Origin of the sequence: Pseudidiomarina terrestris (assembly GCF_030466375.1) — a bacterium.
Lineage (GTDB): Bacteria > Pseudomonadota > Gammaproteobacteria > Enterobacterales > Alteromonadaceae > Pseudidiomarina > Pseudidiomarina terrestris.
On record NZ_JAGGJE010000006.1, the window covers coordinates 23,979 to 35,806 of the forward strand.

The 11,828-nt window shown below is 55.0% G+C and carries 15 protein-coding genes and 1 riboswitch; of the genes, 10 read left to right on the plus strand and 5 right to left on the minus strand.

Annotated features, from left to right (window positions below):
• Positions 1 to 4: 4 nt before the first annotated feature.
• Positions 5 to 1,183, minus strand: coding sequence for an acyl-CoA dehydrogenase (locus J6J28_RS11825; RefSeq protein WP_301721991.1), 1,179 nt, complete (start codon positions 1,181 to 1,183; stop codon positions 5 to 7).
• A gap of 141 nt (positions 1,184 to 1,324) precedes the next feature.
• Here J6J28_RS11825 and J6J28_RS11830 point away from each other — a divergent pair, with 141 nt between their 5' ends.
• On the plus strand, positions 1,325 to 2,176 hold the full coding sequence (locus J6J28_RS11830; RefSeq protein ID WP_301721992.1) for a LysR family transcriptional regulator: 852 nt from the start codon (positions 1,325 to 1,327) through the stop codon (positions 2,174 to 2,176).
• Here the strand turns inward: J6J28_RS11830 and J6J28_RS11835 are convergent.
• Together J6J28_RS11835 and trhP are read right to left on the minus strand one after the other, a co-directional pair.
• On the minus strand, positions 2,173 to 2,376 hold the full coding sequence (locus J6J28_RS11835) for a YfhL family 4Fe-4S dicluster ferredoxin (RefSeq protein ID WP_418055185.1): 204 nt from the start codon (positions 2,374 to 2,376) through the stop codon (positions 2,173 to 2,175). The two genes, J6J28_RS11830 and J6J28_RS11835, sit on opposite strands and share 4 nt — an antisense overlap.
• Positions 2,360 to 3,700 (minus strand): prephenate-dependent tRNA uridine(34) hydroxylase TrhP, encoded by a 1,341-nt coding sequence (gene trhP / locus J6J28_RS11840; RefSeq protein ID WP_301721994.1) that lies wholly within the window; start codon positions 3,698 to 3,700, stop codon positions 2,360 to 2,362. Before trhP ends, J6J28_RS11835 begins: the two co-directional genes overlap by 17 nt.
• A gap of 182 nt (positions 3,701 to 3,882) precedes the next feature.
• Positions 3,883 to 4,018: riboswitch (molybdenum cofactor riboswitch) on the plus strand.
• Between trhP and moaA the strand changes: the two genes are divergently transcribed.
• The 9 genes from moaA (at position 4,010) to modC (ending at position 9,704) form a co-directional block, all read left to right on the plus strand.
• On the plus strand, positions 4,010 to 4,981 hold the full coding sequence (moaA, locus tag J6J28_RS11845) for a GTP 3',8-cyclase MoaA (RefSeq protein ID WP_301721995.1): 972 nt from the start codon (positions 4,010 to 4,012) through the stop codon (positions 4,979 to 4,981). Its footprint overlaps the riboswitch before it by 9 nt.
• Before the next feature lie 5 nt (positions 4,982 to 4,986).
• A complete protein-coding gene (gene mobA / locus J6J28_RS11850) occupies positions 4,987 to 5,526 on the plus strand; it encodes a molybdenum cofactor guanylyltransferase (RefSeq protein WP_301721996.1) in 540 nt (179 codons plus the stop codon).
• Positions 5,526 to 6,038 (plus strand): molybdenum cofactor synthesis domain-containing protein, encoded by a 513-nt coding sequence (locus J6J28_RS11855; RefSeq protein WP_301721998.1) that lies wholly within the window; start codon positions 5,526 to 5,528, stop codon positions 6,036 to 6,038. Before mobA ends, J6J28_RS11855 begins: the two co-directional genes overlap by 1 nt.
• A gap of 14 nt (positions 6,039 to 6,052) precedes the next feature.
• On the plus strand, positions 6,053 to 6,550 hold the full coding sequence (gene moaC, locus J6J28_RS11860; protein WP_301722001.1) for a cyclic pyranopterin monophosphate synthase MoaC: 498 nt from the start codon (positions 6,053 to 6,055) through the stop codon (positions 6,548 to 6,550).
• A complete protein-coding gene (locus tag J6J28_RS11865; RefSeq protein WP_301722003.1) occupies positions 6,543 to 6,791 on the plus strand; it encodes a MoaD/ThiS family protein in 249 nt (82 codons plus the stop codon). The genes moaC and J6J28_RS11865 overlap by 8 nt, the downstream gene beginning before the upstream one ends.
• Position 6,792: 1 nt before the next feature.
• Positions 6,793 to 7,248 (plus strand): molybdopterin synthase catalytic subunit MoaE, encoded by a 456-nt coding sequence (moaE, locus tag J6J28_RS11870; protein ID WP_301722004.1) that lies wholly within the window; start codon positions 6,793 to 6,795, stop codon positions 7,246 to 7,248.
• Complete coding sequence (gene modA, locus J6J28_RS11875) at positions 7,248 to 7,985, plus strand: molybdate ABC transporter substrate-binding protein (RefSeq protein ID WP_301722005.1); 738 nt, start codon at positions 7,248 to 7,250, stop codon at positions 7,983 to 7,985. The genes moaE and modA overlap by 1 nt, the downstream gene beginning before the upstream one ends.
• A complete protein-coding gene (modB, locus tag J6J28_RS11880) occupies positions 7,969 to 8,616 on the plus strand; it encodes a molybdate ABC transporter permease subunit (RefSeq protein ID WP_301722007.1) in 648 nt (215 codons plus the stop codon). The genes modA and modB overlap by 17 nt, the downstream gene beginning before the upstream one ends.
• Positions 8,613 to 9,704, plus strand: coding sequence for a molybdenum ABC transporter ATP-binding protein (gene modC, locus J6J28_RS11885; protein WP_301722009.1), 1,092 nt, complete (start codon positions 8,613 to 8,615; stop codon positions 9,702 to 9,704). The genes modB and modC overlap by 4 nt, the downstream gene beginning before the upstream one ends.
• 80 nt (positions 9,705 to 9,784) lie before the next feature.
• Here the strand turns inward: modC and moeA are convergent, their stop codons facing one another.
• Both moeA and narL read right to left on the minus strand, forming a co-directional pair.
• Positions 9,785 to 11,005, minus strand: a complete 1,221-nt coding sequence (gene moeA / locus J6J28_RS11890; protein ID WP_301722010.1) for a molybdopterin molybdotransferase MoeA — start codon at positions 11,003 to 11,005, stop codon at positions 9,785 to 9,787.
• Positions 10,998 to 11,654 carry a two-component system response regulator NarL gene (narL, locus tag J6J28_RS11895; RefSeq protein ID WP_301722011.1) on the minus strand — a complete coding sequence of 219 codons (657 nt, stop codon included), beginning with the start codon at positions 11,652 to 11,654 and terminating at the stop codon, positions 10,998 to 11,000. The genes moeA and narL overlap by 8 nt, the downstream gene beginning before the upstream one ends.
• Positions 11,655 to 11,828: the final 174 nt, after the last annotated feature.

Genomic DNA, 11,828 nt, shown 5'->3' on the forward strand with positions numbered 1-11,828 from the left:
AAAATTAACAGCTAAAAGCCTGGATACCCGTTTGTGCACGGCCCAGAATCAACGCATGTACATCATGCGTGCCTTCGTATGTGTTCACCGCTTCCAGGTTCATGACATGACGGATGACATGGTATTCATCGGCAATACCGTTACCGCCATGCATGTCACGCGCCAGGCGGGCAATGTCCAACGCCTTGCCACACGAGTTACGTTTGATCAGTGAGATGGTCTCCGGAGGTAACTGATTGGCATCCATCAGGCGACCCGCCTGGAGACAGGCCAACAGACCAATGCTGATTTCTGTTTGCATATCGGCCAGTTTCTTTTGTACCAGCTGCGTCGCGGCCAGCGGGCGATCAAACTGTTTCCGATCCAGCGTGTACTGACGTGCCGCGTGCCAACAGAATTCTGCCGCGCCAAGTGCGCCCCAGCCGATGCCATAGCGGGCTTTATTCAAACAGCCAAACGGACCCTTAAGACCGCTGACATTAGGCAGTAAGGCGGATTCAGGAACCTCAACGTTATCCATCACGATTTCGCCGGTGATCGAAGCCCGCAACGAGAATTTACCGTCGATTTTCGGGGCCGACAGGCCGGCCATGCCTTTTTCCAGGATAAAACCGCGGATTTCGCCGTCGAGCTTACCCCAGACCACAAATACGTCCGCAATGGGGGAATTGGTGATCCACATTTTGGTGCCTTTGATGACATAGCCACCATCGACTTTTTTCGCTGTGGTGCGCATCGCCGCTGGATCCGAGCCGGCGTCTGGTTCGGTTAAGCCAAAGCAACCGACCCATTCGCCGCTGGCCAGTTTCGGCAGGTACTTTTGCCGTTGCTCTTCGCTGCCATAGGCATGAATCGGATGCATGACCAACGAGGATTGCACGCTCATGGCACTACGATAACCGCTGTCGACGCGTTCGACTTCGCGGGCAATGAGTCCGTAGCAGACATGGTTTACTTCGGCACAACCGTATTTTTCTGGTAGGGTTGCGCCAAGCAGGCCTAATTCACCCAGCTCGTTCATGATTTCACGATCAAAACGCTCTTCGCGGTTGGCGGTCAGTACCCGCGGCATCAGTTTCTCCTGACAGTACTGATGAGCGGTGTCGCGGATCATGCGCTCTTCTTCGGTAAGCATGTCGCTGAGTTGAAAAGGGTCTTGCCAGTCAAAGGGAACGCGTGCCATTTAAAACCTCATGATTCATTGTTTGTAACTTGCGTTGATCAAAGCACATGAATTGACCAGCGCACATGTTTTATTCCACTTTACGCTGAAATGACATAAAGTTAAATTATATAAAAATTAGAACAGGTATAGTTTTTAGCTATGGATTTACGCCAGCTTCAGTATTTTGTTGCCGTTTATGAGCAAGGCAGTATCAGTGGTGCGGCACGTGCCTGTGCAGTGGCGCAGCCAAGTCTCTCCAAAGCCCTGCAGCAACTCGAAGATGAGCTGCGGGTGCGATTATTCGTGCGCCAGTCAAGAGGGGTAACCCCAACGGAGGATGGCGAGCGTCTGTATGGCCACGCCGGACGAATGCTGAGTCAGATGCAGTCATTAAAAGCATCGTTCCGGCATAGCGTTACCCGGGTGCAGTTTCGCCTGGGTCTGATTCGGGCGCTGGGTGTGGAGCGCATGAGTCAGTTGCTACGGGATTTTACTGCGGGAGTCGACGGCCTGGAGTTACACCTGGTGGAGCCTGATGAAGAAGCGGACGCGCGCATTATCTCGCCACGCATGCTAAGAGCTGGCGAGCAGTTTTTACCCATCTGGCATGACCGCTTTGTGCTGGCGCTGCCAGCCGGACACCCGCTGGCATTGCAGAACGAGCTGGGATTATCGCAAATGCAGGGGCAGGCGCTGATTAAGCGCACCCCTTGTGAAGCCTGGTCGACGTTTTACCCTGAGCTCATCCGGCAAGGCATTCAGCCCGATATTCGGGCTGACATTCATACCATTGAGTATGCCCTGGGGCTGGTCTCAGCTGGCGTAGGCTGCGCCCTGGTGCCGGATTTAGAGTCGTTACGTGAACGTCAGGATGTGGTGTTACGTCCCCTTGCTGAGCTTACCCTGGAGCGGACCATCGGCATGGCTTATCCGCGCAGTCATAGCGAAGATACACCACTGCGCTGGCTGCAACAGGTGTGCCGCCAAACGGCTGCCCAAAGTGCGGGCTAGTTGCTGACGTCGGTGACCAGAGTCATGCAGTCGACCGGACACACCGGGATACAGGCCGGTTCGTCGTAGTACCCCTCACATTCGGTGCACTTGTCTGCATCCACCACATAGTGTGCTGAGCCCATCACAATAGCTTCATTAGGGCATTCCGGGACACACATATCACAATTAATACAATCACTATCAATGACCACTGGCATAGCTGACCTCCTTAATGGCAATGGCGGCCGGTGGCGGCGGCAATTCTTTTACCAGCAGGGCAACACTCTGCTCTGCGCGTGCCAGGCCACAGGGCAGCTGCAGGCTGACCTGATGACCGGAGCCAGGTGCACGCGCGACCTGCTCGCCGGCGCGGTTGAACAGCTGTCGGGCACGAAACCGGATATTTCCTGAGGGCTTCATCAGGATCAGGTTATCGTCGCTGGCGAAACTATTTTTGACATCGATGAGGGCGGTAGTGCCGTCGCTGTCCAGCACCGCCCCCACCAGCACTTGCTCACCCTGGCTGTGACTGGTTTGATAATTCTGCAATTCACTTGGTACATGGCGGCGCAGGAAGCCTTCGGTAAACCCACGATTGGCCATGCCATCAAGATCGGCTAGTAATTGTGGATCGAACGGCCGTCCGGCGCAGGCATCAGCAATGGCCTGACGGTAGACTTGCGCCGTACGCGCGACGTAATAGGGCGATTTGGTCCGGCCTTCAATTTTTAACGAGTGAATACCCAGCTCGGCTAAGGCCTGAACGTGCTGCACACCGCGCAGGTCTTTTGAGTTCATGATGTAGGTGCCGTGAATATCTTCGTCCATCAGCATCAACTCGCCCGGTCGTTGCGGCTCTTCCAGAAGTACCGGCCGGTCAATGGGCTGGAACTGGCCGACCGCATCTTCTGCGGCGTCATGTACCTGGTAAGGCCAGCGGCAGGCATTCGTGCAAGCGCCCTGATTCGGATCACGCTTGTTAATGTAACCCGACAACAGGCAGCGACCGGAGTAGGCCATACACAGCGCGCCATGCACGAAAACTTCCAGTTCCATATCCGGACACTGATGCCGGATTTCAGCGATTTCTTTCACCTCCAGCTCGCGAGACAGAATCACCCGACTGACTCCTTGCTGCTGCCAAAACTTGACCGCCGCCCAGTTCACGGTGTTCGCTTGTACCGACAGGTGCAAAGCTTGTTCGGGGTAGTGCTCACGCAACAGCATGACAATTCCCGGATCTGAGACAATCAGCGCATCTGGCTTAAGCGCAATCACCGGCGCCATGTCAGCGACAAAGGTTTTCAGCTTGGCGTTATGAGGCGCAATATTGACCACCACATAAAACTTTTTACCCTGGGCGTGGGCTTCGGCAATGCCAATCGCTAAGTTGGCAAGATCGAAACTGTTATTACGGACCCGCAGACTGTAGCGCGGCTGACCGGCATAAACGGCGTCTGCGCCATAGGCGAATGCCATACGCATGGCTTCCAGACTGCCAGCAGGAGAGAGTAATTCGGGGCTAAAAGTAGGTTTTGACATAGGGCTATTGGGTAAACTTGATCCAGCGCAATAAAGTCTGGAAAGTCTACCTGTATGGTCGATAAAAACCCTGATCCGGATCAATAAATGCGGCACGCCGGTTACCTTGAACTAACCCTTATGGGGTAGTTCCGCCCCCTCTTCATGGCAATTACATTGCGACCTTGCCACCACTACCATAGTCAGCACATTCACGCCGAGCGACTGGCTCTAAAGCATGCTTGCATGTCATGACCAGTGTGCCGTGGCTTCGGCCACCGGGTTGTTTTGGAAACGAGATAACCTCCCGACTTGGAAAGGTGTTGACCCATGTTAATGGACCGCTTTGCCCGCCGCTTTACCTATTTGCGGCTCTCCGTAACGGAAAACTGCAATTTCCGTTGCGACTACTGCTTACCCGACGGCCCGGACTGCACTTCGCGACAGGCCGAGCTGAGTGTGCCTGAGATTCGACGCCTGGTAACAGCGTTTGCCGAGCTGGGTACCCGTAAGGTCCGCATTACCGGCGGTGAACCTTGCCTACGCAAAGACTTACTCGAGATTATCAAAACCATTAAAGCAGTTCCTGGCATTGAAGAAGTCGCCATCACCACCAATGGCTATCGTTTGCAGCGCGATCTCCCTGCCTGGCGAGAGGCCGGCGTTGATGCCATTAACGTCAGTGTCGATAGTCTGGATCCCAGCACTTTCCACCTGGTTACCGGACAAAACCGCTTGCCCGCTATTCTTGCCGGCATCGATCAGGCCATCGCGCTGGGAATACCTAAGGTTAAGGTGAACACCGTTTTATTGCGCGGCTATAACGGCGGCGCCGTCGCCGATTTCCTGGAGTTTATACGCCATCGCCAACTGAGCCTGCGCTTTATCGAGCTAATGCGCACCAATGACAACGTGTCGTATTACCAGCGTCATCACGTGAGTGGGCAAAACATTAAAGAGCAGCTGTTAGGCGATGCCTGGAAACTCTGTTCCAAGAGCACCACTGCGGGCCCCGCGCAGGAATTTGAGCATCCCGATTATCAGGGCAAACTTGGCCTGATTATGCCCTACAGCCGTGATTTTTGTGACGACTGCAATCGCTTGCGGGTGTCCAGTCTCGGTCAGCTGTTTTTGTGCTTGTTCACCGAGCATCACCAGGACATTCGTGCTTATTTACAAAACGATGATTCTACTGACCTTAAACATGCTTTGCAGAGTTTTGTGCTGGACAAAAAAGCCAGTCACGCTCTGCACGAAAATCTGAGCGGTTCCACGCGTCATCTGGCGATGATTGGAGGTTAACAGCTATGGCTATTACTGCAGTGATCTTGGCCGGCGGCGCTTCCCGGCGGATGGGACAGGATAAAGCGTTGATGCAGGTTGCCGGACGCACACAACTGGACCGGATGAGCGCTTTAGCCCATGAGGCAGGCTGCGAGCAAGTTCTAATCAGCCGCAATGGCGAAGGTTTTATTGCCGATGAAATTGCCGATAGAGGGCCGCTGGGTGGTGTATTGAGTGCCTTACCTCACTGTTTGTATGAAACCCTGTTGCTGCTTCCGGTCGATATGCCGCTACTAAGTGCTGACGCATTGCAGCTGTTAGTGGAGCAAGCAGGTCCAGCGTACTTCATCAACAGTGCTATGCCTTGTGTGTTGAAAAACGAACCCGCGCTGAGAGTGTATCTGACCGAACAACTCTGCGATGACGCCGGCGATCGGTCGGTGCGGGGCGTCTTAAACTGGTCAGGTGCGGCGGCGATAGCCTGGCCTTACGACTATCAGTTACAAAATACCAATACCCCGCAGCAATGGCAGCGGGCACTTACGTTTTTAGGAGAGCAGTGATGAAGTCATCCAGTCATCAGGCCTTGCATATCGCACTTGCAACGGTTTCCGATCGGCATACCCCAACCAGCGACAGCACGGGTGACTGGCTCGCCGATGCTATAGTTAAAGCGGGCCATCACATGTATCAGCGGCAGATTATCGGCACCAACAAATACCTGCTGCGCGCCGTTGTCTCGCGCTGGATCGCTGAGCCGCAACTGAGCGTGGTGCTGCTCAACGGCAGCACCGGCTTTGCTGAGCATAACGCTGTACCTGAAGCCCTCGCCCCGTTGCTTGAGCAACAGGTTGAAGGGTTTGGTGAATTGTTTCGACAGTTGAGCTGGCAGCAGATCGGCAGCTCTGCAATGCAGTCCCGGGCCTTTGCGGGCCTGGCCAATAATACTTTGGTGATCGCCGTACCTGGCGCAGAGTCTGCCGCACAGCTGGCATGGGAACAATTGATCCAGCCACAACTGAACAGCGAGCAAGGTCCCTGTAACTTTGTCGGACGGTTGACGCGACACGGCTAATTTGAGGAGTGACTATGACTGACCAGAAGTTTACCCATTTAGATGCAGAGGGTTCGGCTCACATGGTGGATGTGGGCGGCAAATCTTCTTCGGCACGGCAAGCCATCGCTGTTGCGAGCGTACAGACCACACCTGAGGTCGTCGCCAAAATCAGTGCCCAGGCAGTCGCCAAAGGTGACGTGCTTGCGGTAGCGCGGGTGGCGGGGATTATGGCCGCCAAACGCACCAGTGATTTATTGCCATTATGCCACCCCTTAGCACTGACCAAGGTGAGTGTAGACTTTACCTTGCTGCCCGAGCAGGGCCAGATTGAAATTCGTGCGCTCTGCGCTGTGCAGGGGGTTACTGGAGTGGAAATGGAGGCCCTTACTGCGGTTAGTGTGGCGGCGCTGACGATTCATGACATGTGCAAGGCCATCGACCCCAGCCTACAAATTAATGGCATACAGCTGCAGGAAAAAACCGGTGGTAAACACGGGCATTGGCAAAGGAAACATGCAACTCATGGTTAAGGTTAAATTTTTCGCCGCGCTGCGTGAACGCCTGCAATGCGCTGAAATGCAGATTGCCTCGCAACCAGATGATTCAGTTGCTGCGGTGCGGGCACGCTTAATTGAACAGCATCCACATTGGCAACGGGAGCTATTGGACAACGATGTGCTGTGTGCCAAAAACTTCGCCTTCGTGGGGCATCAGGAACCGGTCCGCTCCGGTGACGAGTTAGCCTTCTTTCCACCGGTGACGGGAGGTTGAGATGAGCCAGCGCATTCGGGTTCAAACCGCGGACTTCGACGTCGCAGCTGAGTACCAGCGTCTGGCACAAACCAGCAGTTGCGGAGCCGTCGTTACTTTTTCCGGGTTGGTTCGTGAGCTGGTCGACGCCGAACTTGAGGCGTTGACGCTCGAGCACTATCCCGGCATGACTGAACGCGTACTCGAGCAGCTGGTTGAGCAGGCCTGCAAGCGCTGGCAGTTGGGCGAGGTGACTTTGATCCACCGGGTTGGGCGACTGGCGCTCAATGAACAAATTGTTTTTGTGGGCGTGGCTGCGGCGCACCGTAAAGCGGCTTTTGCTGCTGCGATGTTCATCATGGACTTTTTAAAAACTCAGGCACCGTTCTGGAAGCAGGAGCATAGCAGTACAGGTTCCTACTGGGTGGCGGCAAAAGCGACGGACAAGCAGGCCGCCGAGGCATGGCAGGAAAACTGATGATGCGTCTTGTCATGTTCACGCTGATGCTGTTGATGGGGTCGGCTGCGGCCAGAGAGACGATTCACGTCGCCGCTGCGTCATCGCTGCGCCCGCCTCTTGAAGTTATCGTTAAGGATTTCGAACACCACCATCCTCAGTATCAGGTGCATGTCAGTTATGCGGCTTCAGGAAAGTTAGTTGCGCAAGTCCAGCATGGTGCGCCTTATGCGTTGCTGCTAGTGGCAGAACCAGCCTACTTAACGGAGCTTTGGCAACGTCAGTTATTGCTTTCCGAGCCGCAGCACTTTAGCTATGGCCAACTGGTGTTATGGCATCCGCAGCAGCAAGGGACGACGGTAGATCTCATTCGTAATGCCGAACGCATTGCGCTTGCTCAGCCGCGACATGCTCCATACGGCAAGGCTGCGCAGACGTATCTGAATAATCAATTTCCGGCGACGGACTTTTCTGGCCAGCTGGTGTTTGGGGAGAATGTCGCTCAGGCCGCGCATCGAGTTTACGCTGGTGCTGTGCCCATTGGCTTTGTCGCGCTGAGTCAGCTGCTGCAACTGCAGGTGCCAGCGACAGACTATACCCTGTTGCCCGAGGTCGAACCGTTGCCCCAGGCGATGGCGTTAACCCTAAAGGCTGAAACACTAAGCGGTGCGCGTTTGCTGCAGTCATTCCTGCTGGCGCAACCCGCGCAGGCCGCCTTCAACCAATACGGGTACCTGAGCCATGCTGCAAGCGAGTGATTGGCAAGCCATCTGGGTAACCCTGCAGTTAGCCGCAGTGACGACTGGGGTACTGCTAGTGCTGGCGACCCCGCTGGCCTGGTGGCTGGCATTTAGCCGGTCGCGCTGGCGCGCGGTCGTTCAGGCACTGGTGGCGATGCCTCTAGTGCTACCGCCAACGGTGCTGGGGTTCTATTTACTGCTGATTTTGAGTAACAACTTCGCTTTTACGTTCACCGGAATCGTGATTGGCAGCGTGATTTACTCATTGCCTTTTGCGGTGCAGCCGCTGAGCGAAGCATTCCGTGCTATGGGCCGGCGACCTTTAGACATTGCCGCCAGTCTTGGGGCGGACCGCTGGGATCAGTTCAAAACCGTGGTGGTGCCGCTATGTCGCGGTGGCTTTGTGGTAGCTGCGACCTTGGTGTTTGCCCATACGCTTGGCGAGTTTGGTGTCATTCTCATGATAGGTGGCAGCATCCCCGGTGAGACCCAGGTGCTGTCCGTTCTCATCTACGACCATACCGAAGCCTTGAACTATCAGGCAGCCCATACCCTGTCTCTGGGCATGATTATTGTCTCACTGTTGGTACTGATTGTTATTTACGGACGCTGGTCAAAATCACCGCTCGCACGAGGCAGCAACCTATGACGTTACGCGTGCGCTGCACTCTCCCCCTGCGCCACTTTGCGCTTGCTGTTGATGTAACGATTCCCTCCCAGGGCATTACCGCAATTGTTGGCCCGTCAGGTAGTGGCAAAACCTCCTTGCTGCAGGTTATCGCTGGGGTGCAGTCCGGTGCTGCTGCCGCGGAAGTCAGCTTCAACGGCAGCCTATGGCAGGGGCAAAGATGCGAAGTGCCGTTACATCAACGACGACTGGGATTGGTGCTGCAGCATCCAAGTTTATTTCCGCAGCTAACGGTCGCCGAAAACCTACGCTACGGCTGGCAACGGGCACCAAAACAGCGGCCGCTGCAATGGCACGAAGTGGTGCAAGCTTGCGGCTTACACGACTTATTGCAGCAGTATCCGGCGCAGCTCTCGGGGGGCCAACAGCAACGCGTTGCATTTGCACGCGCGTTACTGGCACAGCCTCAGTTACTGATCCTCGACGAGCCATTCTCGGCATTGGACGACGAGGCGCGTCAGTACTTTGTCAATTACTTGCGGAGGGTCAGCGATCGTTATAATTTGCCGGTGGTCTGGGTCAGTCATCAGCTGACTGATGTGGCGCAAATAAGCGATACGCTGGTACAACTGCACGAGGGCCAGGTCATTGGTTGCGGTCCACTGGTGACTGAGTTACAGCGCGAACCGCTGCGGTCAAAGTTGGCGCTTTCGGTACTCGAAGTGCGTCGCAGCAGCTTGCCACAGCCTCAGGATCACAGTTGGCAATTGCAGTTGGGCGGGCAACAGCTGGTGGTACCCAGGCCGCAATGGCAACAAGAGGATGCTGACGCGACAGTGCGATTGCGGGTCTTTGCGCGTGATGTGAGTCTCACCCGGGAATTGGTCGCAGACTCGAGTGTCCAGAACCAACTTATGGCAGAAGTGATCACCAGTTATCCTGCGCAGCATCCAGCTGAACGGGTAGTTCAGCTGCGCGTCGGCGGGCAGCCACTGCTGGCGTTGATCACCACCTCATCCTGGCAACGTCTCGATCTGCGCGAGGGGACTGCGGTGGTCGTCCATCTGAAGGCGGTTGCGCTGCACGAAACCTTCCGCGAACGCTTGTAAACGAGCACTACGGCGCTGCTGTAAGCGAACCTCAATCACCTGCAAACTCCCAAGAGCAGCGCGTAGTTAGAAGTGTTGATCTAGGTCAGCAAGCAGTCAAAGGGTTGAATGGTAATGGATTCGCCAGCAGCAATCGGGCCCCGTTCTTGCTCAAGCACCAGGAAGCAGTTTGCCTGCGCTACCGAAGTGAGGACAGCGGAACTTTGACTTCCCACAGGTTCGGCCCATAACTCGCCATCACGCTGACTGAAACGACCGCGCTGAAAATCCATGCGACCTGGACGTTTTTTGATTGGCGAGGTGGCTCGCGCTTGCAATTGCACCGGTGGCGTCACGGACTCACCGGCGAGGTGCCGCAGCATTGGCTGAACGATTTGGTCCATGGTGACCAGGGCGGCGACAGGGTTGCCGGGAAGACCACAAAACCAGGCCTGTCCCAGCCGACCGAAGGCAAAAGGTTTGCCGGGTTTCATGGCAATTTTCCAAAAGCCAATCTGGCCGAGACTGGCCATAATATCTTTGGTGTAATCTGCTTCACCGACAGAGACGCCGGCGCTGCTGATAATGATATCGGCACTGCGCATGGCTTGTTGAAAGGCGTTTTCCAGTGCCTCCCGATCATCGGCGATTAAGCCGAGGTCGAGCACATCGACATTGAGTCGCTGCAGCATCGCATGCAAAGTAAAGCGATTGCTGTCGTAAATCTGGCTTGGCGAATGTAACGGTTCACCGGGCAGTACCAGCTCATCACCATTGGAAAATAGTGCCACGCGTAACCGCCGCAGAACCCGAACCTGGTCCATACCGAGCGAGGCGAGCAAACCGATATGGGTCGGCGTTAAGCGCTGTCCTTGCTGCAGGATCATGTCGTTTTGACGAATGTCGCAGCCCTTTAAGCGTACGTTATCGCCGGTGCCGACCGGTGCCTGACAGCGGATCAAGTCACCTTCGCGTTGCACCTGCTCCTGCATAATCACAGCATCACTGGCGACAGGCATTTGTGCACCTGTCATGATGCGAACACAGCTTTGTGCCGGCAACTCGCCATTAAAAGGGTGACCTGCAAGTGCAGTGCCTACGACCGTAAGAGGTTTATCGCTGTCAGCCTCCGCCGCGCGCAAGGCGTAGCCATCCATCGCCGAATTGTCGTAGCCAGGCACATCCATGTTGGCACACACAGGTTCGGCCAGAACGCGGTCGAGAGCGTCTTGCAGGTGAACCTCTTCAGTCTCCTGAACAGGTTGAATTTGGCCTTGCATCGTTGCCAGTGCATCAGCAACGGAGAGCCAGCTATCACTCATGCTTGCCTCCTTGCTGATTGACCATCCATACCGCGGCTTCGACACGCGAGCGCAAACCAAGTTTTTTGAGCAGGTGCTTAACATGCACTTTTACTGTGCCGTCGGAAATATCAAGTTCGCGAGCGATAACTTTGTTACTCATGCCTTTGGCAATATGTTTCAGGATCTCTCGTTCGCGATTGGTCAGGCTGTCGAGCTTTCCTGCTCCCTGAGGCGATGGACGCCGCAAGGCGGTGGCCAACACCTCGGTAATGACTTCGCTCAGTACCATCTTGCCTTCAATGGAGCGTTTAATCTGCTCAATCAGCTGTTCCGGCTCCATATCCTTCAGCAGATAACCGTCGGCACCATTAGTGATGGCAGCCACCACATCTTCATCGGCATCGGAGACCGTCAGCATGACGATACGCGAGGTCACGCCTTCGTCACGCATGCGCTTGAGTGTCTCCAGACCGTCCATGCCCTGCATATTCAAATCGAGAATGATGAGATCCGGATCGAGTTCTACCGCTTTGGGAATGGCGTCTTTGCCGTTATTAAATTCCGCCACGACCTCTAAATCATCCTCAAGCGAGATCAATTGCTTGAGGCCTTTACGCAGTAACGGGTGGTCATCGACCAGCATGATGCTCGAGTTCAGTTCAGACATTAGAAATCTCCTCATTCATTAGGCCTTTATTTTCGCATAATTCTTGCTGTGCCGCATGGCTTTGGGGCGGAACAGCTGTGCCTGATGATTGCTTAAACACAACGGCGAATGCCATTTTAAATACGTGAAAACAATAACATAAGAAACTCATCTACCTAAAAGGTGGTAGTCGGG